A 19,556-nucleotide genomic window follows, 5' to 3' on the forward strand; every position below is an offset into this window, starting at 1 on the left:
GCGTCAGTTCATTGCCAGGATCATGTTGCGGACTTGCGGGAAGACTTCCTTTTCCCATTTGCGGCCCGAGAAGACGCCATAATGACCCGCGCCGATTTGCAGGTGATGACGTTTCAGGTGGGGGCGCAGCCCGGTGCAGAGCGCATGGGCGGCCGCGGTTTGCCCGACCGCGCAGATATCGTCCTTTTCACCCTCAACGGTCAGCAGCGCCGTCTTCCGAATGGCACCGGGATTGACCGGGCGGCCGCGATGCTTGAGTTCGCCCTTGGCCAGGAGGGTCCGCTGGAATACCCGATCGACGGTCTCCAGGTAGAATTCGGCGGTCATGTCGAGGACGGCGAAATATTCCTGATAGAAATCCTTGATCTTCGCTGCCTCTGCTTCCTTTCCGTCCGCCAGAAGCTGATAAAGCTCGCGATGCTGGGCGCCGTGGCGCTCCAAATTCATCGACAGGAAAGCGGATAGCTGCAGGAAACCGGGATAGACGCGGCGGCCCGCACCGGCATAGCGTAGCGGGACCGATGTGATGAGGTTCCGTTCGAACCATTGGATCGGACGCTCGTTCGACAGTTCGTTGACGACGGTAGGCGCGGCGCGCGGATCGATCGGCCCACCCATCAAGGTCATGGAACGCGGAGTGGCCGCATCATCATCCTCCGCCATCAGCGCGACAGCAGCGAAGGCGGGCACGCAGGGCTGGCAGACCGACAGCATATGCGCGCCCGGCCCCAGTTCCTGCATGAAGGTGATCACATAGTCGACATAATCGTCGAACCCGAACCGTCCGGCCGACAAAGGCACGTCGCGCGCATTCTTCCAGTCGGTGATGTAGACGTCATGGTCGCGCAACAGCGTCCGGACGGTGCTCCGCAACAGTGTCGCGAAGTGGCCGGACATCGGAGCGACGAGCAATATGCGCGGCTGTTCTGTTTCGACATCATCCTTGGCGAAGTGCAGCAGGTTGCCAAAAGGCAGGTCGAGCAGCACTTCTTCCCGCACTGCAACAAGAGCGTTGCCGCTACGGACTTCGTCTATTCCGTAGGACGGCCGCTTGTGGGTGAGGCGAGCCCCCTGGAACACATCCATGAGCGCGAACATGCGGCGGGGCATGGGCCAATCGGCTACCGGTCCCATTTTGTCCCGAAGACCCAAGGCGAGTTCAGCACCGAAACGAGCCGGAGCCAGCATGTCTTCAAGAGCCTGATAGCCAGTGTACAGCATCGTCATAATATGAACGGCGCCCCAAAATGTTCCCCCAGGCCGATTCGGCCCCCTCCGTTCGATATACTGTTTTTGCGTATTGCACTGCATCATGTTTGATGGAAAAATGTGGGAATATCGGGAGGATCGCCATGGCCGCTACGGAATTGACGATATCGAGCAAGATCTATTCCTCCTGGTCATTGAGAGGTTGGCTGCTGTGCCGGTTGGCCGGGCTGCGCGTCACGGAGAAGATGGTGGCGCTGGAAAATCTGGAAAACCGCGCCGAACTTTTGCTGCTGACGCCGTCCGTTCTGGTGCCGCGACTGACGCATGAAGGGGCCAGCGTCTGGGACACGCTGGCGATCGCGGAATATCTGCATGAGCTTTATCCGAACGCCGGCATGTACCCGAAGGACCGGATCGCGCGCGCGCATTGCCGGTCGGTTTCGGGCGAGATTCATTCCGGTTTTGCGAACCTGCGATCCGCCTTGCCGATGAACCTCAAGGTCCGGCACAAGAAATTCCCGATCTTCTCTGGCGCCAAGCCCGACATCGAACGGGTGGAGGCGATCTGGACCGAATGTCTTGGGTCCTATGGCGGGCCATGGCTGTTCGGCGACAGCCCCACCGTGGCGGATGCGATGTTCGCGCCGGTCGTGCAGCGCTTCCTGACCTATGCCGTGAAGTTGCAGGGTCCAGCGGCTGCCTATTGCGATACGGTGAACAGCTGGGACCTGATGCGCGAGTGGATCGATGACGCGCGCAAGGAGCCTGACGAGGTGGAGGAACTCGACGTAGAATTTTGACGCTGGGAGTTTTGACGCGGCTGGACTGGTCAGGCCTTCAGCTGGGCCAACCAATCACCGATCATCGCACGGCCCGCTGCGACGGCCGCAGGACCATGTTCGTCATGGTCCCGGCGCAGCGCCACGCCGCACTGCCGAGCCACGTCGAGGTCCGCCCAGAAATGGGTCAGCCAGTCATCGAAGCGCGGGTCTTCGCCCATTTCGGCATGGAATTGCAGCGCCAGAAGGTTGCGTCCGCGCCGAAAAGCCTGATGCGCATAGGCACCCGTCGATGCCAGCAGTTCGACGCCACGCGGCAATTCGAAGGTATCGCTATGCCAGTGGAGAACGGGCACATCCCGGATGTGCCTCAAGGGCGAATCGGCCCCTGCCCCATTTAGAGTGACAGGGGCGAAGCCTAGTTCCATCACCTCGCCGGGATAGACCCGTGCGCCCAGTGCTGCCGCGATCATCTGACTGCCAAGGCAGACGCCCAAGGTTGGAAGATCCTGCTCCAGCCGCGCGGCCAGTTTGCCGACCTGCACCGGAATCCACGGATGGATGTCATGCTCATAGACGCCCATGGGCCCGCCCATCATGATCAGCAGGTCAGGCGTGCACAGATCGACATCGGCAAATTCAGGGCTCGCTACGTCGATCCTCTCGATCTGAAAGCCTGCGGCTTCGATCGGCTGGAGAAACCCGGCCGCTCCCTCTCGCGGCACATGACGGACGATGAGTGCTTTTTTCATTGCTGATGGGATGCCTAACGGATTGGACGGACGCTCGCCACCCCAGGCTTTCTTGAGGAGCCGATAACCCTCCTATCGGCTATCTGTCGCCTTGGCGCGCCAGATGCGCCAGAGCGCCGCAAAACCGATCGCGCTCCAGACGATATTCAGCACCATCGAAGGTATGGCGCCGTGCCACCAGGTGTTCAGCACGAAGAAACCGGCGCCCAACGCGTTCATCCACTGGAAAAGCGCCGATCCGCCAGAAAGGCGGCCTATCGAGACGAGGATGTAAGCGCCCAGGACCAGGACAGCGCCCACCCAGCCGACGATTTCCACGATGATTGCCATGCGGTCCTTTCGGCGTGCGTCTTACTGGTGTGCGGGTGAGCAGTTAAGAGTTTTCGGCGCAGGAAATTGCAGCCCATCTCGACATACAAAAGGCTCCCTCCTGCCGGAGAGAGCCTTTCGTCTTAGCTCGGCATTGCAGCGGATCAGGCGGCCAGCTTGCGCAGGACGTACTGAAGGATGCCGCCATTCATGAAATATTCGAGCTCGTTCACGGTGTCGATGCGGCAGAGAGCCGTGAAGGTGAAGGTCGAGCCATCGGCGCGCTTCACGATCACCTCCACGTCCTGGCGCGGCTTCAGGCCAGCGACATTCTGGATGGTGAAGGTCTCATCACCCGTGAAGCCGAACGTGTCCTTGCTCTCGCCATTCTTGAACTGCAGCGGCAGCACGCCCATGCCGACCAGGTTGGAACGGTGAATACGCTCGAAGCTTTCGACGATGACGGCGCGGACGCCCAGCAGGTTGGTGCCCTTCGCCGCCCAGTCGCGCGACGATCCGGTGCCATATTCCTTGCCGCCGATGACGACCAGCGAGGTGCCGTCCGCCTTGTGCTTCATCGCTGCGTCATAGATCGGCATGACTTCGCCTTCATAGCGGGTCATGCCGCCTTCGACGCCGTCCAGCATAAGGTTCTTGATGCGGATGTTGGCGAAGGTGCCGCGCATCATCACTTCGTGATGGCCACGGCGCGCGCCATAGCTGTTGAAGTCGGCCTGGGCGACCTGATGCTCCGACAGCCACTTGCCTGCGGGCGAGGTCGCCTTGATCGAACCGGCGGGCGAAATATGGTCGGTGGTGATGGAGTCGCCGAAGATGGCCAGCGGCTTGGCCTCGACAATGTCGGTGACCGCGGCCGGGGTCATGGTCAGCCCCTCGAAATAGGGCGGGTTGGCGACATAGGTCGATCCAGCGCGCCAGCTATAGGTGGCCGAACCGGTCACGTCGATCGCCTGCCAGTGTGCATCGCCCTTGTAGACGTCGGCATAGCGCGCCTGGAACATCTGGCGATCCATGCAGCCCGCCATGGTCGAGGCGACTTCGTCGTTCGTGGGCCAGATGTCCTTCAGATAGACTGCCTGGCCATCCTTGCTCGTGCCGATCGGGGTCGTGATGAAATCCTCGACCACAGTGCCCTTGAGCGCATAGGCGACGACCAGCGGCGGCGAGGCGAGGAAGTTGGCGCGCACGTCGGGCGACACGCGGCCTTCGAAGTTGCGGTTGCCCGAGATGACGGCAGCAGCGACCAGGCCGTTGTCGTTGATCGCCTTGCTGATCGGCTCGGCCAGCGGGCCGGAGTTGCCGATGCAGGTGGTGCAGCCATAGCCCACCAGATTGAAGCCGATGGCGTCAAGGTGCGACTGGAGCCCGGCCTTTTCCAGATAGTCTGTGACGACCTGGCTGCCGGGGGCGAGCGAAGTCTTGACCCAGGGCTTGGGCTTCAAGCCAAGCTCATTCGCCTTCTTGGCGACGAGGCCGGCAGCGACCAGAACGCCAGGGTTCGACGTGTTGGTGCAGCTGGTGATCGCGGCGATCGTGACGTCACCGTCGCCAATGTCGAAATCCTTGCCCTCGACAGGAACGCGGGTCTGCGCCTTCTTGTAGACCTTCTCCATGTCGGCATTGAACACGTCATCGACTTCCGGCAGCGAGACGCGGTCCTGCGGGCGCTTGGGACCGGCAAGGCTGGGGACGACGGTAGACAGGTCGAGTTCCAGCGTATCGGTGAAGATCGGCTCGACCGAAGGATCGATCCAGAAGCCCTGCTCCTTGGCATAGGCCTCCACCAGAGCGATATTCTCTTCGGTGCGGCCGGTCAGGCGCATATAGTCGAGCGTCTTGTCGTCGATGCCGAAGAAGCCGCAGGTCGCGCCATATTCCGGCGCCATGTTCGCGAGCGTCGCACGGTCGGCCAGGGTCAGCGAAGCGAGGCCAGGGCCGAAATATTCGACGAAACGGCCAACCACGCCCCGCGCGCGCAGCATCTGGGTGCAGGTGAGGACGAGGTCGGTGGCGGTCACGCCTTCCTTCAGTTCGCCCGTGAACTTAAAGCCCACGACTTCGGGGATGAGCATGGAAACGGGCTGGCCCAGCATGGCGGCCTCAGCCTCGATGCCGCCCACGCCCCAGCCGAGCACGCCCAAGCCGTTCACCATGGTGGTGTGGCTGTCGGTGCCGACGCAGGTGTCGGGATAGGCGACAGTGACGCCGTCGAGGCCTTCGCTCGACCAGACGGCCTGCGCGATATTTTCCAGGTTCACCTGGTGGCAGATGCCGGTGCCCGGGGGAACGGCGTAGAAATTGGCGAGGCTCTTGCTGCCCCACTTCAGGAAGTCGTAGCGCTCCATGTTGCGCTGATATTCGATTTCCATATTCTGTTCGAACGCCTTGGGCGTGCCGAATTCGTCGACCATGACCGAGTGATCGATGACGAGGTGAACGGGCACCTGCGGATTGATCTTGCTGGCATCGGCGCCGAGCGCGTTCATCGCGTCGCGCATGGCGGCCAGATCGACCACGCAGGGAACGCCGGTGAAGTCCTGCAACAGGACGCGGGCCGGGCGGTACTGAATCTCGCGCTCGGCCTTGCCCTTGTCATTCTGCCACTCGACGATCGCCTTGATATCGTCGGTGGTGACGGTCACGCCATCTTCGAAGCGGAGCAGGTTTTCCAGCAGCACCTTCATCGAGAAGGGGAGACGCGAAACATCGCCCAGCTTGGCCGCAGCCTTCTTCAGCGAGTAGTAGGCAATGTCCTTGCCGCCGACCTTCAACGTGTCGCGCGTGCCGAGAGTATCCTGTCCGATGGCGGTCATGAGTCGTGCGTCTCCTCGCAATGCCCGGCCAAGGGGCTAGGAGGATAACGACATTCCGCCGGCGCATGCCCCCACATCATGGCGGCTTCACAGTGGCGGGATGCGCCCCAACCGATGGCCGAAGCGGGTATGTCCCTTGATGGCCGCCGCCATAGCGCCTGCACCCGTCAAGTCAATGCGAAGGCGCGAAATGAGACATGTCACCAATCTTTATTATAGACGGGGTCCGACGGCACGGGATACATTGAGCTGTAGCCGCGTTCTGGCAGTCGGAGCGGGTTACCATGAAATAAAGCGGGTCGCGCGCTCTGACTTAAGTCGTCGCATCGCAGTGTTTTGAAATATCGATGATATTTTTCACTGGGTGCTCGATAATATATGTCTGAGGAGGAAGAGACGATGCGCCCAGTTTCGAGCCTCGCGACCGGCAAGTCATTTGACCCGGCCCTAAGGGGATACATAATTCATTATCATCTTGGCGAGGCCAACCATTGTCCCAGTTGCGGCCGGAGCCAGTGGATCGTCGGCCGCCTTATGGCCGAATGCGCCTATTGCGAAACCGCCCTGCCGCTGGAAAATAACCGTGGCGTAGGTGCGTGCGCACGCTTTGTGCACACCAACAATCCGATCGCGCCCGGCGATCCCGTGACCGCCTGACATATCATCGCTGCCGCTGAAGCAATTCAGGCGGCGGCGACGCCTTCGACCTCGACTATTCCCTCGCCCGCATAATAGCCCTGCACGCGTACCCGCTTTTCGACATGATCGACGGGTACGCGCAGGAGGACGAGGCGAAAGGTGCCGCCGAGATCACGCTGGAGCAGAAAACCGGCTTCGTCCCTTATCAGCCTGCCCGTTTCATCGATTCCAGCGCCAATCTCTATCATGCGATCAATCTATTGCGTTCTTGATCCCTTTTCCAGCCAGCAGGCCCAGAACGAGGAAGATCACGAACAGCGCGATCGCAAGGAAGAACAATATCTTGGCGATCCCGACAAAGGTGCCGGCAGCGCCGCCAAAACCCAGGATCGCGAGCACCGCGGCGATGACCAGCGATATGATTGCCAGGCGGATCATGATGAAATCCTTCGCTATAAACAGATGCGGGCTGAACGGATGACGCCGCTTGCAGGTTCCGCATGCGTTATGGCCGGAGATTTTCCGGGCCTGAGCCGTTACTGACGCTAGAAACTCCTCTCAGCGGTGCAGGCATCCATGACCCTTTCGCTCGACAATCCCGCATTGCTGACCGACCGCGCCTTCATAGGCGGCGAATGGATCAGTGCGAAATCCGGCGCGACCGTGCCCGTCGACAATCCTGCGACCGGGGCGGTCATCGGCACGGTCCCAGATTGCGGTGAAGAGGATACGCGCGCGGCCATTTTGGCGGCTGAGCGGGCTTATCCTGCCTGGCGCGCGCGCACGGCCAATGACCGCGCCGCGCTGCTGGAACGCTGGCATGCGCTTGTGTTGGAAAATATCGCGGACCTCGCACGGATCATGACGGCTGAACAAGGGAAGCCCCTGGCCGAAGCAGAGGGGGAAATCCGCTACGCCGCGACCTTCATAAAATGGTTCGCGGAGGAAGCACGCCGGGTCGATGGAGCCATCATACCAGCACCCGAAACCAATCGCCGCATATTGGTCATGAAAGAGCCGGTGGGTGTGTCGGCCGCGATAACGCCGTGGAACTTCCCCGCCGCGATGATCACGCGGAAATGCGCCCCCGCCCTCGCAGCGGGTTGTCCGGTCGTCATAAAGCCGTCCGAACTGACGCCCTACTCCGCGCTGGCCCTGGCGAAGCTGGCGGAAATGGCCGGCTTTCCCGCAGGCGTCTTCAGTATCGTCACCGGGGATGCGAAGGCTATCGGCGGGGTCATGACGTCCAGTCCGATCGTGCGGAAGCTGTCCTTTACCGGCTCTACGCGCGTGGGCGTGCAACTGATGCAGCAATCCGCCGGCACCTTGAAGCGGCTGAGCCTGGAGCTTGGCGGCAATGCGCCGTTGATCGTGTTCGACGACGCGGACCTCGACCTCGCCGTTGCGAGCGCCATGGCGAGCAAGTTCCGCAACGCAGGGCAAACCTGCGTCTGTGCCAACCGCATATTGGTGCAGGACGGCATTCACGACGCATTTGCCGAGCGGCTGGCCAAGGCGGTCTCCGCCCTCAAGGTCGCACCCGGCGATCAGGAAGGCGCCACGATCGGCCCCCTCATCAACAGCGCTGCCGTCGACAAGGTGAAGGAGCATGTAGACGATGCTCTGCACCATGGCGCCAAAATCTATGCCCAGGCGCCGGAAGGTGCGAAGGGCGAGCGCTTTGCGACGCCCATGGTGCTGACCGGAGCGACGCGCGACATGCGGCTGGCGGACGAAGAGACTTTCGGACCCGTAGCACCCCTCTTCCGCTTCACCCATGAAGAGGAAGGCATCGAAATCGCCAATGGCACCAGCTATGGCCTTGCCAGCTATTTCTACACCGAGAACCTGCATCGCGCCTTTCGCGTGGCCGAGCGGCTGGAGGCTGGCATGGTCGCGCTGAACACGGGCGGCATATCGATGGAGATGGCGCCCTTTGGCGGGGTCAAGATGTCAGGCTTTGGCCGCGAGGGCGCGCATATGGGGATCGAGGAATATCTTGAGACCAAGACGTTCCACGTCGGCGGGTTGAAGCTTTAGGTTAGAACCAGAAACGGATGCCCATCACCAAGCTCGTCGCGGAAGCATCATCGCCCCCGGCGCGCGCGATCCGGGCGGTCTTGCCAAGCTTCTGCTCCCAATTCACGCCAATATAGGGCGCGAATTCGCGGGCAAATTCATAGCGCAGCCGCAGACCCAGCTCGACGTCCGACAACCCTGATCCAAGCCGAAGTTCAGGCACATCCTGGGCGGCGAAGTTCATTTCGGCGGCCGGTTGCAGGATCAAACGCTGGGTGATGCGCTGATCATAATTTGCTTCCAGCCGGAGATGCGCATCCCCTTTGGCGGACAGGAATGCCTGCGCGCCGACCTCAAACCAATATGGAGCCAAGCCATCTATGCCGATCACAGCATAGCTTCGGTCCTGCCCGCGACGAAAGTCATGCCGCAATCCGGCTTCGAGATTGAACCATGGATCGATCGCGCGGCTGTAAAGCGCCTGGACCTCCGCCTCTTCCAGCCTGCCCCCGACCTCCCCCTCGCCGTCCGTCTTGAACGCAAGGCGGTTGATGTCCCCGCCGATCCAGCCTTCACCCTGCCAGTGGTAGGCGTCGGCGCCCTTGTCCAGGCGATATTCAAGGCGGTCGAGCATCAATTGCGAGAAGGTCATGCCGCCATTTTCCCTGCGCATGGCGGCCCGGGCGCGAGCCATTTCGGCAGGGTTGTAATATGCGTCAGCGGCATGATCGCTTGGCGGTGGCGGGGCTGTCCCCTTAGGTGTGGCTGGAACGGCGAGATGGCCCGCATGAGGATCGGCAATGTCTGGAGAGGGATTGTCCTTCGCCTCCGGAGCCTGCTCCATGCCGCCATGATGCATATGGCTGTGATCCATCTGCTGCGCATTGGCTGGAAGTGCGACGGGCAGCAGCAGGGTCGCGAGGGCGTACTTCATGCCGACCCCGCGTCATGACGCACCGTCACCACCCGCATCATGCCCGAATGCATGTGCATCAGCATATGGCAGTGAAATGCCCAATCGCCCAAGGCGTCCGCCGTCAGATCGAAGCTGACCTTGCCACCGGGCAGTACATTCACCGTATGCTTGAGCGGATTATGCTCATCCGGGCCCGTGACCAGCTCGAAAAAATGGCCGTGAAGATGGATGGGATGCGGCATCATCGTGTCATTGATGAGGTTCACCCTCACCCGCTCCATGTGACGGAACGCGATGGGTTCCGCACCGTCGGACAGCTTCACCCCATCGAAGGACCACATATAGCGTTCCATGTTCGCGGTGAGATGGATGTCCAACGTGCGTGTCGGTGGCCGCCGGTCCCTGTGCGGCAGCAGCGATTTTAGGTCGGCATAGGTCAGCACCCGATGGGGCACATCTTCCAGACCCGTAGGGCGGTCGGCAGTCCGGTCTATGGGCATTGGCGAAAGCGTTGCGACGCCGGGACCCATGCGGACCTGCGGCACGACGGACTTGTCCCGCATCTTCATGGAATGCCCAGCCCTGCCTTCAGTGGCAGGGTCGCCGTGGCCGATCGCACCGCCATGGCCCATATCCATACCGGACATGTCCATGCCCATATCCTTCATGCCCAGCAGTGGGCGCTGTCTCAGTTCAGGTACTTCCGCAACCATACCGGTCCGCGGCGCCAATGTCGCGCGCACGAGGCCTGACCGGTCGATCGCTTCCGCGATCAAGCCGTAGGCCCGCGCCTCATTGGGGCGAATGACGACATCATAGGTTTCTGCGACGCCGATCTGGAACTCGTCCGTTTCGACTGGCTGCACATGCTGCCCATCGCATTGAACTACGGTCATCGGCAGGCCGGGCAGCCGGACATTGAAGTTCGTCATCGCCGATGCATTTATGATCCGCAGGCGAACCCTCTCACCTGGCGTGAAAAGGCCCGTCCAGTTTTCCGCCGTCCCATGCCCGTTGACGAGGAAGCTGTATGTCGATCCCGTCACGTCCGATATGTCCGTGGGATCCATGCGCATTGCGCCCCATTGCAGGCGCTCCCTTGCGCTCTGGTCCTTGCCCGCGAGCAAACCGGCCAGCGTCTGCTTCTGCATATTGAAATAGCCGCTCATCTGCTTGACCCGCTTGAGCAGGACGTGGGGATGGAGCGGGCTCCAGTCGGACAGGACGATCACATGTTCGCGGTCAGCCTGAACCGGGTCCAGACCGGCAGGATCTATGACGATCGGACCATAGTGGCCAACCGCCTCCTGCATGCCCGAATGGCTATGATACCAATAGGTGCCCGACTGCCGCACCGGAAAATCGTAGACGAAGGTCTCGCCTGGCCGGATGCCGGGAAAGCTGACGCCGGGGACACCATCCATCTGGAAAGGCACGATCAGCCCGTGCCAGTGGATGGAGGTATCCTCCTTCAGCCGGTTGGTGACGTGCAGGCGGACATTCTGCCCTTCCTTCAGCCGGATCAGCGGGGCTGGCAGAGTGCCATTGATCATCACGGCATGGGCGGATCGCCCGCCTGTGGAGAAATGCCCCTCACTGACGGTGAGCGCGATATTTTCGCCAGTCAGTGCTTCTGGCGATGAAGCCAGCCCGGACGTGCCGCTTTGCGCCCAGGCAGGAACGAAGCGGCTCAGCGCGAACGCGCCGCCCGCCATGCTGAGGCCATGCAGCAGCTCCCGCCGGTGAAGACCACTCATGACACGCTCACTTCAGACTAGATCCAACCTTCGAGCACTTGGTTGGGTGGACGGTGGCCATCAACCCAACTGCGGATGTTGGCGATGACTCGCGCGCCGGTGGCGTCGCGTCCCTCGAACGTCGCCGAACCCATGTGCGGCAGCAGAACCACGTTCGACAGCGCGAGCAGACGCGAATCCACGGCGGGCTCATGCGCATAGACGTCCAGCCCTGCGCCTGCGATCCGCCCTTCCGCCAATGCCGCGATCAGCGCCGGTTCGTCTGTGATCTCAGCGCGCGACGTGTTGATGAGATATGCGTCCGGCCGCATCATCGCGATACGACGCGCATCGATCATGCTCCGGCTGTCGGCATTGAGCGGGCAGTTTATGGACACGATGTCGCATTCGCTCAGCAGCGTGTCGACATCGGGGTGCCACGCTGCTTCCAGTTCATGCTCGACCTCGAAAGGCAGGCGATGACGGTTATGATATGCGATCGAGAGGCCGAACGCCGCCGCTCTCTTGGCAACCGCCCGCCCGATCCGGCCCATGCCGATAATGCCAAGCTTCTTGCCGCCGATGCGGTGGCCGAGCATGCCCGAGGGGCTCCAGCCTGACCAGGTGCCGGACCGGACCAGCTTTTCACCCTCCGCCAGCCTGCGGGGAACCGACAGAATGAGCGCCATCGTCATGTCGGCCGTATCCTCTGTCAGGACGCCGGGCGTGTTGGTGACGATGATGCCCTTTCGCCGCGCTGCGCCAAGATCGATATGATCGACCCCGCTGCCAAAGCTCGCGATGAGTTGCAGGCGTTCAGGGGCAAGGTCGATCAGCGCCGCGTCGATCTGATCCGTCACCGAGGGAACCAGCACATCGCATTGCGCCATCGCGCGGGTCAGCGCCGTGCGGTCCATGGGCACATCGCCGACATTGAATACCGCGTCGAACAATTCGGCCATGCGGGCCTCCACATTGGGAGGCAGGCGGCGCGTGACAACGACGCGCGGCTTGGCAGGACGCGGTTTCTTGGCCATGCACAGCCGCTATGCCGGGCCGTGACGGTGGTCAAGCGCTTATGCTTTCAGGCCAAGACAATGGTTGTCGGCAGAGTTGGCGGGACGCTATAACGGTGCGTCACGCAAAGGGGAAAAGAACAGGGATGAAGGGGTATCTGCCTCATGGCGCGATTGTCGCAGCCGCGCTATGTTTCGCAGGCGGCACATCGGCGGCTCCGTCAAAGCCTGTTCCTTATTGGGCTTCGATCAACCAGGACGAAGCACGCATGAGGGTCGGCCCCAGCCTGGATTACCCGTCGAACTGGGTCTATCGGCGCCGCGACCTGCCCGTGAAGGTGGTGCAGGTGCTGGGCCTCTGGCGCAAGGTCGAGGATCCGAGCGGCACGCAAGGATGGATGCACGTTCGGCTGCTCAGCGATACCCCGACCGCGATCGTGACGGCATCCGTGGCCCCGATGCGGCAGGCTGCCAGCGAAGGCGCGCGCACGGTCTTCCGCGCGGAAAAGGGCGTCGTAGGCCGCCTGTCGTCGTGCAGCGACGGATGGTGCGGTTTCGATGTGGGCGGCCAGCGCGGTTTCGTACGCGCCGCTGACATCTGGGGAGCGACCAACTGAGCGCTCAGGCGGGCTTGTCTTCCACCCGATCGGCGATGGCGAAGCTGTCACGCTGCGCTCCTGCTTCCGCGCCTTCTTCTCCGCTCAGTTCCCCGGCGTGCATCAGCCTCTTCACGAACGGTGCAACGGCGATGACGAAAATGCCGATGCCGATCGACCACCAGCCGATATCGCCATAGACACTCAGCACCGCGTCGCGCGACGCCGCGCCGTCTGCGCCACCGGTTGCCCCAGCGATCATCCCGGCCACATATTCGCCGAGCGCCATGGCGAGGAACCAGATTCCCATGATCAGGCCGATCATCCGGGAGGGCGCCAGTTTCGACATGGCCGACAGCCCTACAGGGGACAGGCACAACTCCCCCAAAGTGTGACAGAGATAAAGAAGGAAGATGAACAGGATGGGCGTCAGTGTCCCCGGTGCGCCTGTGCCTGCGACGAGTATCAGGAAGCCCGCGCCGACCAATATGAGCGCCAGCCCGAACTTGGCCGGGGTAGACGGCTCCCGCCCCCGCTTCGCCAAAGCGATCCACAGCGCCGCGAAGATAGGACCGAAGATCAGGATGTAAGCCGCATTCACCGACTGGAACATCGATGCAGGCACATCGAAGCCAAGGATGTTCCTGTCGGTATAGCGCGCCGTAAAGAGGCTGAGCGACGATCCGGTCTGTTCATACAGGCCCCAGAAAAGCGGGTTTATGAAGAGCAGGAACAGGGCAGCCAGCATACGGTCCCGCCCGATCCGCTCCATGCGCCCGAACGCTTCCCACAATATATAAAGCACCATTAGGACGCTCGCGCCCGCGAGCATCCATCCCACTACCGCATGCTGCTGGATCAACAGCCAGCAAAGCAGGATGGCCAGGAGGCTCGACAGGTAGACGAGCCATTCGCGGCTGATCACACCGCCGACCCGCTCCGCAAGCCGCGCTGGATCGGGCGGTTCTCCCTTGCCCTGCAACAACGGCTTGCACAGCAGGAACCCGATAACGCCTGCGATCATCCCGACGGACGCAGCACCGAAGCCCCAATGCCAACCCCAGCGCTGGCCCAGATAGCCGCAGATCAGCGGCCCGATCGTCGCGCCGACGTTGATGCCCATGTAGAAGATCGTATAAGCCGGGTCGCGGCGCATATCGTCGCGGGGATAAAGCTGTCCCACCATGGCCGACACGCTGGCTTTCAAAAATCCCGTGCCGACGATGACCGTCGCCAGTCCCAACCAGAACAGGCCAAGGCCCATCGCATCAGCTGAACCGTCCGCTTCCAGCCCAAGAATGATGTGCCCGGCGGCGATCACTATCCCGCCGAACAATACCGCCTTGCGCTGCCCCAGATAGCGGTCGGCCAGATAGCCTCCCATCAACGGAGAGATGTAGATCAGCGACATGTAGGCGCCATAGGAATGGGCGGCGTCGCGATCCGAAAACAAGAAATGTTGCGTGAGATAGAAGATCAGCAGCGCGCGCATTCCGTAGAAGGAGAAGCGCTCCCACATCTCCACGAAGAACAAAAGGAAAAGACCGCGCGGGTGGCCCAGCCATGTCTTTCCCGATGGGAGTGTCGTAGGAGATGCGGTCGCCATCTGTTTCCCATCGGGCTTGGATGCTGCCGAGCCTAGATCGGAAATCCCGCCTGTGTCAAAGCAGGCCGCACTTGCGCCCCGCGCCCAGCCGCGCCATTTGATGCGCCATGTTCAATGACGCCACCACGCCTCTCTCGCTCCTGCGCACGCGCCGTTCCGGCAAGCCCCGCGACCTGATCGCTCCTGGCCCCGATGCTGGACAGTTGCGCGAGATCCTGGAGATCGCTCTTCGTACGCCTGACCATGGGAAGCTGGCTCCCTGGCGGTTCGTGGTCGTTCCGGATGAGAAGCGCGAAGCCTTCGCCGCCCTGCTCGAAAGCGCCTACCGGCGTGAGAAGCCGGACGCGGGACGGCTTGAACTGGAATCCATTCGGCAATTCGCGCTTCAGGCCCCCGCCTTGGTCGTTGCTCTCTCCGCACCGGTAGAGGGTAGCAAGATCCCGGCGTGGGAGCAGCAATTGTCGGCGGGCGCCGCGATCATGAATCTACTGCATGCCAGCCATGCCTTGGGCTTTGCGGCAGGGTGGCTGACCGGATGGCCGGCATATAACGAAGATGTCCGGCAGGCTTTCGCGGTGGGCGCAGAACGGCTGGCTGGCTTCATTTTCATCGGGACGCCTGGGCGTCCGCAGGAAGAACGGCCGCGCCCAGCTTATGAGCAGATAGTTTCTATTTGGGACAAGTAGATAGGTCGGAACGACTGCGTCCATCGGTCGGTCACCTTGTCCGCATCGCTGTGTTATGGCACTGATGCACTCATGGCCGATGAGTCAAAGCCCGTCTATCTCCGGCTTCGCGATACCATCGCGGCCTCCATACTCGATGGCGATTATCGCGACGGCGACATGCTCCCTTCCGTCCGTGCTCTCGCTGCTCAGGAAGGCGCAAATCCGCTGACCGTCGCAAAAGCTTACCAATGTTTCCAGGACGACGGGCTAGTCCTGGTCAAGCGGGGCGTCGGGATGTTTGTGGCCGAAGGAGCCACCCGCCGCCTGCGCGAAGCGGAACGGCGTCGCTTCCTGGAAGAATGCTGGCCTCTTGTCGCCGACCAGATCAGGCGGCTTGGAATTTCGGCCGATGAACTGGGCCTTCGGCTAGCCTAACTCCGCCGCGCGACTGGCCGATAGCATCATCCTAGCGCGCGCCTTCCGGCCAAAGAATGACGCGCAAGGTCTGGATCAGGATCAGCAGGTCCAGGAAGGGCGTATAGTTCTTCGCATAATAAAGATCATATTCCAATTTGTTGCGGCTGTCCTCGATAGAAGCCCCGTAGGGATAGTTTATCTGAGCCCAGCCGGTGATGCCGGGCTTCACCATATGGCGTTCGGCATAGTAGCGCAGGTGCTGCTCAAGATCCTCGACGAACTGGCGCCGTTCGGGTCGCGGGCCGACGAAGCTCATCTCGCCCTTCAACACCGTCCATGTCTGCGGCAGTTCGTCGATGCGCAGCTTGCGGAGCCAGTAGCCCAAGCGCGTAATGCGCGGGTCGTCCTTTTCCGCCCAAACCGCCTGCCCGCTGATTTCAGCATCCTGCCGCATCGTGCGCAGCTTCACGATCCAGAATTCCTCGCCGAAAAGGCCGACGCGCTGTTGGCGGTAGAAGGCCGGACCTTTGCTGTCGAGCTTCACCAGGATCGCAGCAATCAGGATGACGGGACCGGTCAGCAGCAGCAGGATCGAACTGGCGATGATGTCGAACAAGCGCTTGGCAATGCTGGACAGACGGCGGCCGGCGGAAAAGCCATCGGAGAAGATCAGCCAGCTCGGGTTCACGCTATCAAGGTCGACGCGCCCCGTTTCGCGTTCAAGGAACGTCGAAATTTCGTTCACATGCACGCCGGTCGTCTTGATGCGCAGCAGGTCGGACAAAGGCAATGCGTTGCGCCTTTCCTCAAGCGCCAGAACGACCTCGCTCGCACCCAGCCGGACCACGAAATCGGCGAGATTATAGATGGCGCTGCGGTTGATCGCCTCAGGGATCACCTGCGCGCCATCGTTCATCGCGATGTAGCCGACGACGAGAAAACCGGACCCCTTGCGCTGCTCGATTTCTCTGATCCGGTTGGCGCGATTGCCTGCGCCCAGGACGACGAGGCGCCGCTTGAACGCTTCGCCGCCCAGCATCGAACCCAGCAGCAGCCTGACCGCAAGCAGCAACGTCACCGCCAGGCCCATCGCATAAAGGGAATTGGACCGCCAAAGCGCGAGGTCCGGCAGCAAAAAATGCATGACGGAAAGGAATATGACGCCCAGCGAGATGGCGACGAGCAGGCGTGCCAAGGCAAAGCGGATCGACTGAAGCGCTTCAGTGCCATAGACGCCCACCGCGATCATCGCCGTTTGAATCGCCAGCGCGAAGCTTAGCAGCGGGGCAGCGCGGGTCGTGATCTCATCGACATCCATGCCGATCTGGCGCGCTCTCAATATCCATCCTGCTTCGGCCGCACCTAAAAGCAGGACGAGATCAAGCAAGCCCAGCAGCAGCACGGCGTGCGGCACATAATGTTTGAAGAGCCTGATCATCAGTCGCGCGTATTTCTCGCTGCTACCCGTGAATTGGTAACCTTGGTGAAGTCGGATCAGCTCACCGCGGCTGCGAAGAACCCGATCGTGCACGGACTGTGAAGGAAATTCCCAAAGATTCTCTGAAGATGGCCCAGCGCAAAAGCAAAAGGGCAGTCAGGAGAGCAGGACTACGAGTTTCAATTTTGCCGCCGCAAGCTGCTCGCCGCATCATGCGCAGCGTTTTCGATGACCCGCGCGGCGCTGTCCGTCGATTCAGCGGCTTCCGTGATAACCCGGCTTTCCTTGTCCTCGCGTTCCTTGGTGAGGTAGAAGAAACCGATGGCCAGGATCAGGGCGATAGCTACCAGGGCGAAAATCACGCCGCTGCCGCGTGATTTTTCCGCCTGGATCATATCGTCCGGCCGCTCCTCGTCCTGAGGAGGGTCGCCTCTCCCTCCAACCTCAACCATCCTCCCTCTCCCATCGCCCTCCCGATCGGGGAAGGTTCGCAGGAACCGGTCTTAAACATCATTGGCATCCAGATCGGATTCCTGCCTGGTCTCGCGGCCGCGGCTGAGGCGGTCGACATCATCCATGATCTCGTCCAGCACAGCCGTGTCAGTCGTTTCCTGCGTCCGCCGTGATGGAAGGTCGCCGCTGTCGAGTATCTGCTCGAGCGCCGCGCGACCGCGTGCGACGCGGCTCTTGATGGTGCCGACCGCTACGCCGCAAATCTCCGCCGCCTCTTCATAAGCGAAACCGCCAGCACCGACGAGGATCAGCGCTTCACGCTGAGGCTGAGGCAGTTGTAGCAGGGCGCGCTGCATGTCGGAAAGTTCGACATGCTTGTCCTGCCCTGCCGGAGCCGCGAGCAGGCGATCCGCGGTCAAATCATCCCAATCGCCACGGAAGCGAGAGCGCCGCATCTGCGACAGATAATGGTTGCGCAGAATGATGAAAGTCCACGCACGCATGTTGGTCCCGGCCTGGAAACGGCCGCGCGCCGCCCATGCCTTCAACAGCGTTTCCTGGACGAGATCGTCCGCCACATCGCGATTACCGGAAAGCGATCGGCCGAAAGCGCGCAGATGCGGGATCACCGCAGCCAGCTCACGCTTGAAATCCGAATCGGAGAGCGACTGCCGCTCTACTTCCTGGTGCTCCGCCTCCTGGCCAAGCCCTTCGCTCATGGGAACAACCCTCTTACTGGCTGTCGCCCCCGCCTCATGAACCGAAGCCGTCAAAGCCATATTTGCGTCCGCATCCTATACTCATTGTTCAACGGAACCAATGATGTTTACCCGTAATAGCTCCACAGCACGATCAGCATGCCAATGATGACCAGAGGCAGCGATATGCCCAGAACATACCGGACTATATGTGGTGTCGATCCTGACCGGGCGTCTTCGGTAGCAACGTGCTTTTCCTGTTCCGCCATTTAATACCTCCCGATCGTTACGCATCAATAACGCGGAGGCATGACTCGGGTTCCGCCGCTCCTTCAGTCTTTTGCGGCGGAACCCGTTCAGATCGTCAGGCCGGAGCCGTAGCTTCATCAAAGAACAAGGCTTGCGAAATAGCCGCCTTGACGGTCGAACGCTGGAAGGGCTTCGTGATGAGGAAGGTCGGTTCAGGACGCTCACCGGTCAGCAGACGTTCTGGGAATGCGGTGATGAAGATCACGGGCACGGAAAATTCCGCGAGAATATCCTTCACCGCATCGATGCCGCTGGAATCGTCCGCAAGTTGAATGTCGGCGAGTACCAGGCCGGGACGCTCCGCCATCGCTTCACGAACCGCATCCTCGCGCGTCACGGCGATTGCAGTCACTTCATGGCCAAGGTCACGGACGATGGTTTCAATGTCCATCGCGATGATGGGTTCATCCTCGATGATCAAGACCTTCGCCCGCGTCTGAGCCTCGATCTCGCCCAGCGCCTCTTCCACGAGCGCCTCGACATCGGCCGCGTCCAGGCCAATCAGGTAAGCGACGTCATCGACCGTGAAACCTTCCAATGCCGTGAGCAACAAGGCCTGGCGAGGCAGCGGCGTCAGTCGCGCAAGCCGCGCCTGCGCTACCGCTTCCTGCCCATCGCTGCCCGTCAGAACCGGACCATCTTCCAGATGGGAAGACGACCAGATCGCGTGAAACGTCTTGTAAAGACCAAGGCGAGGATCGACGTCAGACGGGAATTCTTCAGGCGCGGCCACGATCGCTTCCAGCGTCGCCCGCACATAGGCGTCGCCATGCCCCTGGCTGCCCGTCAGGGCGCGGGCATAGCGGCGCAAGAAAGGAAGATGGGGGTGCAGTTGCTGTCCAAGCGACATCTGTAAATCTTCTCCCAGCCCATAGGGCGCATTGCTACTAAACATTCGCTGCGCGGAAGGATGGATTGCCAATGCCGATGTGGCAAGCCCCCGCCCCCTTTTCAGCCGCCCTGCGGACGGTGGCAAAAAATGCTTCGGGGAGTGGAACCAACGAGAAAAAGATTTGTTTCACTGCCGTTCGGTTTTTTAACTGAAATCTGGATTTTGATGTAAAGCTCCGCTGGCGGTCGATTGACGTCACGCGGGAAAGCGGCAAAAGAAAAGCCGGTTGACATGGTAGCGTTGCAGAGGGGCGTATTTTGGTTGCTTCAA

General features: G+C 61.3%; 21 protein-coding genes. 6 read left to right on the plus strand and 15 right to left on the minus strand.

The genetic code is table 11. The features are described from left to right. Positions 1-3: 3 nt before the first annotated feature. Positions 4-1,227: a polyhydroxyalkanoate depolymerase gene (locus tag ACYU8T_RS06595; protein ID WP_461158893.1), complete on the minus strand. Its 1,224-nt coding sequence runs from the start codon at positions 1,225-1,227 to the stop codon at positions 4-6. Between the two features lie 125 nt (positions 1,228-1,352). Between ACYU8T_RS06595 and ACYU8T_RS06600 the strand changes: the two genes are divergently transcribed. After that, a complete protein-coding gene (locus tag ACYU8T_RS06600; RefSeq protein WP_097092741.1) occupies positions 1,353-2,009 on the plus strand; it encodes a glutathione S-transferase in 657 nt (218 codons plus the stop codon). A 29-nt stretch (positions 2,010-2,038) separates the two neighbouring features. On the opposite strand, the gene ACYU8T_RS06605 is transcribed toward ACYU8T_RS06600, so the two are convergent. From ACYU8T_RS06605 to acnA, 3 genes are all read right to left on the minus strand, one after another. Continuing rightward, entirely contained in the window at positions 2,039-2,740 is a 702-nt protein-coding gene (locus ACYU8T_RS06605) for a glutamine amidotransferase (RefSeq protein WP_097091355.1), read from the minus strand. Positions 2,741-2,812: 72 nt separating this feature from the next. Continuing rightward, positions 2,813-3,070, minus strand: a complete 258-nt coding sequence (locus ACYU8T_RS06610; RefSeq protein WP_097091354.1) for a CBU_0592 family membrane protein — start codon at positions 3,068-3,070, stop codon at positions 2,813-2,815. A gap of 143 nt (positions 3,071-3,213) precedes the next feature. After that, on the minus strand, positions 3,214-5,883 hold the full coding sequence (gene acnA, locus ACYU8T_RS06615; RefSeq protein ID WP_461158894.1) for an aconitate hydratase AcnA: 2,670 nt from the start codon (positions 5,881-5,883) through the stop codon (positions 3,214-3,216). Positions 5,884-6,282: 399 nt separating this feature from the next. Here acnA and ACYU8T_RS06620 point away from each other — a divergent pair, with 399 nt between their 5' ends. After that, positions 6,283-6,540 carry a hypothetical protein gene (locus ACYU8T_RS06620; protein WP_201513580.1) on the plus strand — a complete coding sequence of 86 codons (258 nt, stop codon included), beginning with the start codon at positions 6,283-6,285 and terminating at the stop codon, positions 6,538-6,540. Between the two features lie 26 nt (positions 6,541-6,566). Here the strand turns inward: ACYU8T_RS06620 and ACYU8T_RS06625 are convergent, their stop codons facing one another. Together ACYU8T_RS06625 and ACYU8T_RS06630 are read right to left on the minus strand one after the other, a co-directional pair. Continuing rightward, positions 6,567-6,770, minus strand: coding sequence for a DUF5818 domain-containing protein (locus ACYU8T_RS06625; RefSeq protein WP_097091352.1), 204 nt, complete (start codon positions 6,768-6,770; stop codon positions 6,567-6,569). 4 nt (positions 6,771-6,774) lie between these two features. After that, positions 6,775-6,960 (minus strand): DUF1328 domain-containing protein, encoded by a 186-nt coding sequence (locus ACYU8T_RS06630; RefSeq protein WP_062120434.1) that lies wholly within the window; start codon positions 6,958-6,960, stop codon positions 6,775-6,777. 138 nt (positions 6,961-7,098) lie between these two features. Between ACYU8T_RS06630 and ACYU8T_RS06635 the strand changes: the two genes are divergently transcribed. Next, a complete protein-coding gene (locus ACYU8T_RS06635) occupies positions 7,099-8,562 on the plus strand; it encodes an NAD-dependent succinate-semialdehyde dehydrogenase (protein ID WP_461158895.1) in 1,464 nt (487 codons plus the stop codon). 1 nt (position 8,563) lies between these two features. Here the strand turns inward: ACYU8T_RS06635 and ACYU8T_RS06640 are convergent, their stop codons facing one another. The 3 genes from ACYU8T_RS06640 to ACYU8T_RS06650 are packed head-to-tail and all read right to left on the minus strand — an operon-like array spanning position 8,564 to position 12,230. Next, entirely contained in the window at positions 8,564-9,475 is a 912-nt protein-coding gene (locus ACYU8T_RS06640) for a copper resistance protein B (protein WP_461158896.1), read from the minus strand. After that, positions 9,472-11,214 (minus strand): copper resistance system multicopper oxidase, encoded by a 1,743-nt coding sequence (locus ACYU8T_RS06645; protein WP_461158897.1) that lies wholly within the window; start codon positions 11,212-11,214, stop codon positions 9,472-9,474. The genes ACYU8T_RS06640 and ACYU8T_RS06645 overlap by 4 nt, the downstream gene beginning before the upstream one ends. 17 nt (positions 11,215-11,231) lie before the next feature. Next, entirely contained in the window at positions 11,232-12,230 is a 999-nt protein-coding gene (locus ACYU8T_RS06650; protein ID WP_097091348.1) for a 2-hydroxyacid dehydrogenase, read from the minus strand. Positions 12,231-12,355: 125 nt separating this feature from the next. Between ACYU8T_RS06650 and ACYU8T_RS06655 the strand changes: the two genes are divergently transcribed. Next, complete coding sequence (locus tag ACYU8T_RS06655) at positions 12,356-12,826, plus strand: SH3 domain-containing protein (protein WP_247231468.1); 471 nt, start codon at positions 12,356-12,358, stop codon at positions 12,824-12,826. Between the two features lie 4 nt (positions 12,827-12,830). Here the strand turns inward: ACYU8T_RS06655 and ACYU8T_RS06660 are convergent, their stop codons facing one another. Then, positions 12,831-14,411, minus strand: a complete 1,581-nt coding sequence (locus ACYU8T_RS06660; protein WP_461158898.1) for a peptide MFS transporter — start codon at positions 14,409-14,411, stop codon at positions 12,831-12,833. A gap of 107 nt (positions 14,412-14,518) precedes the next feature. Between ACYU8T_RS06660 and ACYU8T_RS06665 the strand changes: the two genes are divergently transcribed. Together ACYU8T_RS06665 and ACYU8T_RS06670 are read left to right on the plus strand one after the other, a co-directional pair. After that, the gene (locus tag ACYU8T_RS06665; protein ID WP_247231472.1) at positions 14,519-15,097 is read left to right on the plus strand and encodes a nitroreductase family protein; all 579 of its coding nucleotides are present in this window, start codon (positions 14,519-14,521) and stop codon (positions 15,095-15,097) included. Between the two features lie 72 nt (positions 15,098-15,169). Then, positions 15,170-15,514 (plus strand): GntR family transcriptional regulator, encoded by a 345-nt coding sequence (locus ACYU8T_RS06670; RefSeq protein ID WP_097091344.1) that lies wholly within the window; start codon positions 15,170-15,172, stop codon positions 15,512-15,514. A gap of 31 nt (positions 15,515-15,545) precedes the next feature. Here ACYU8T_RS06670 and ACYU8T_RS06675 read toward each other — a convergent pair whose 3' ends face one another. From ACYU8T_RS06675 to ACYU8T_RS06695, 5 genes are all read right to left on the minus strand, one after another. After that, on the minus strand, positions 15,546-16,934 hold the full coding sequence (locus tag ACYU8T_RS06675; protein WP_461158899.1) for a TIGR03013 family XrtA/PEP-CTERM system glycosyltransferase: 1,389 nt from the start codon (positions 16,932-16,934) through the stop codon (positions 15,546-15,548). Positions 16,935-17,113: 179 nt separating this feature from the next. Next, the gene (locus ACYU8T_RS06680; RefSeq protein WP_461158900.1) at positions 17,114-17,386 is read right to left on the minus strand and encodes a hypothetical protein; all 273 of its coding nucleotides are present in this window, start codon (positions 17,384-17,386) and stop codon (positions 17,114-17,116) included. A 51-nt stretch (positions 17,387-17,437) separates the two neighbouring features. Then, positions 17,438-18,106, minus strand: a complete 669-nt coding sequence (locus ACYU8T_RS06685; RefSeq protein WP_097091341.1) for a sigma-70 family RNA polymerase sigma factor — start codon at positions 18,104-18,106, stop codon at positions 17,438-17,440. Positions 18,107-18,449: 343 nt separating this feature from the next. Next, positions 18,450-19,244, minus strand: coding sequence for a response regulator (locus tag ACYU8T_RS06690; protein ID WP_461159768.1), 795 nt, complete (start codon positions 19,242-19,244; stop codon positions 18,450-18,452). Positions 19,245-19,345: 101 nt separating this feature from the next. Beyond that, complete coding sequence (locus ACYU8T_RS06695) at positions 19,346-19,519, minus strand: hypothetical protein (protein ID WP_236574914.1); 174 nt, start codon at positions 19,517-19,519, stop codon at positions 19,346-19,348. Positions 19,520-19,556: the final 37 nt, after the last annotated feature.

The sequence above is a fragment of the Sphingobium sp. TomMM35A genome, from assembly GCF_054771735.1.

What these genes read in the sequence shown, in the direction of transcription:
- ACYU8T_RS06595 (WP_461158893.1), bottom strand. Translation starts at nt 1,227, where the DNA reads ATGACGATGCTGTACACTGGCTATCAGGCTCTTGAAGACATGCTGGCT.
- ACYU8T_RS06600 (WP_097092741.1), top strand. Translation starts at nt 1,353, where the DNA reads ATGGCCGCTACGGAATTGACGATATCGAGCAAGATCTATTCCTCCTGG.
- ACYU8T_RS06605 (WP_097091355.1), bottom strand. Translation starts at nt 2,740, where the DNA reads ATGAAAAAAGCACTCATCGTCCGTCATGTGCCGCGAGAGGGAGCGGCC.
- ACYU8T_RS06610 (WP_097091354.1), bottom strand. Translation starts at nt 3,070, where the DNA reads ATGGCAATCATCGTGGAAATCGTCGGCTGGGTGGGCGCTGTCCTGGTC.
- acnA (WP_461158894.1), bottom strand. Translation starts at nt 5,883, where the DNA reads ATGACCGCCATCGGACAGGATACTCTCGGCACGCGCGACACGTTGAAG.
- ACYU8T_RS06620 (WP_201513580.1), top strand. Translation starts at nt 6,283, where the DNA reads ATGCGCCCAGTTTCGAGCCTCGCGACCGGCAAGTCATTTGACCCGGCC.
- ACYU8T_RS06625 (WP_097091352.1), bottom strand. Translation starts at nt 6,770, where the DNA reads ATGATAGAGATTGGCGCTGGAATCGATGAAACGGGCAGGCTGATAAGG.
- ACYU8T_RS06630 (WP_062120434.1), bottom strand. Translation starts at nt 6,960, where the DNA reads ATGATCCGCCTGGCAATCATATCGCTGGTCATCGCCGCGGTGCTCGCG.
- ACYU8T_RS06635 (WP_461158895.1), top strand. Translation starts at nt 7,099, where the DNA reads ATGACCCTTTCGCTCGACAATCCCGCATTGCTGACCGACCGCGCCTTC.
- ACYU8T_RS06640 (WP_461158896.1), bottom strand. Translation starts at nt 9,475, where the DNA reads ATGAAGTACGCCCTCGCGACCCTGCTGCTGCCCGTCGCACTTCCAGCC.
- ACYU8T_RS06645 (WP_461158897.1), bottom strand. Translation starts at nt 11,214, where the DNA reads ATGAGTGGTCTTCACCGGCGGGAGCTGCTGCATGGCCTCAGCATGGCG.
- ACYU8T_RS06650 (WP_097091348.1), bottom strand. Translation starts at nt 12,230, where the DNA reads ATGGCCAAGAAACCGCGTCCTGCCAAGCCGCGCGTCGTTGTCACGCGC.
- ACYU8T_RS06655 (WP_247231468.1), top strand. Translation starts at nt 12,356, where the DNA reads ATGAAGGGGTATCTGCCTCATGGCGCGATTGTCGCAGCCGCGCTATGT.
- ACYU8T_RS06660 (WP_461158898.1), bottom strand. Translation starts at nt 14,411, where the DNA reads ATGGCGACCGCATCTCCTACGACACTCCCATCGGGAAAGACATGGCTG.
- ACYU8T_RS06665 (WP_247231472.1), top strand. Translation starts at nt 14,519, where the DNA reads ATGTTCAATGACGCCACCACGCCTCTCTCGCTCCTGCGCACGCGCCGT.
- ACYU8T_RS06670 (WP_097091344.1), top strand. Translation starts at nt 15,170, where the DNA reads ATGGCCGATGAGTCAAAGCCCGTCTATCTCCGGCTTCGCGATACCATC.
- ACYU8T_RS06675 (WP_461158899.1), bottom strand. Translation starts at nt 16,934, where the DNA reads ATGATCAGGCTCTTCAAACATTATGTGCCGCACGCCGTGCTGCTGCTG.
- ACYU8T_RS06680 (WP_461158900.1), bottom strand. Translation starts at nt 17,386, where the DNA reads ATGGTTGAGGTTGGAGGGAGAGGCGACCCTCCTCAGGACGAGGAGCGG.
- ACYU8T_RS06685 (WP_097091341.1), bottom strand. Translation starts at nt 18,106, where the DNA reads ATGAGCGAAGGGCTTGGCCAGGAGGCGGAGCACCAGGAAGTAGAGCGG.
- ACYU8T_RS06690 (WP_461159768.1), bottom strand. Translation starts at nt 19,244, where the DNA reads ATGTCGCTTGGACAGCAACTGCACCCCCATCTTCCTTTCTTGCGCCGC.
- ACYU8T_RS06695 (WP_236574914.1), bottom strand. Translation starts at nt 19,519, where the DNA reads ATGTCAACCGGCTTTTCTTTTGCCGCTTTCCCGCGTGACGTCAATCGA.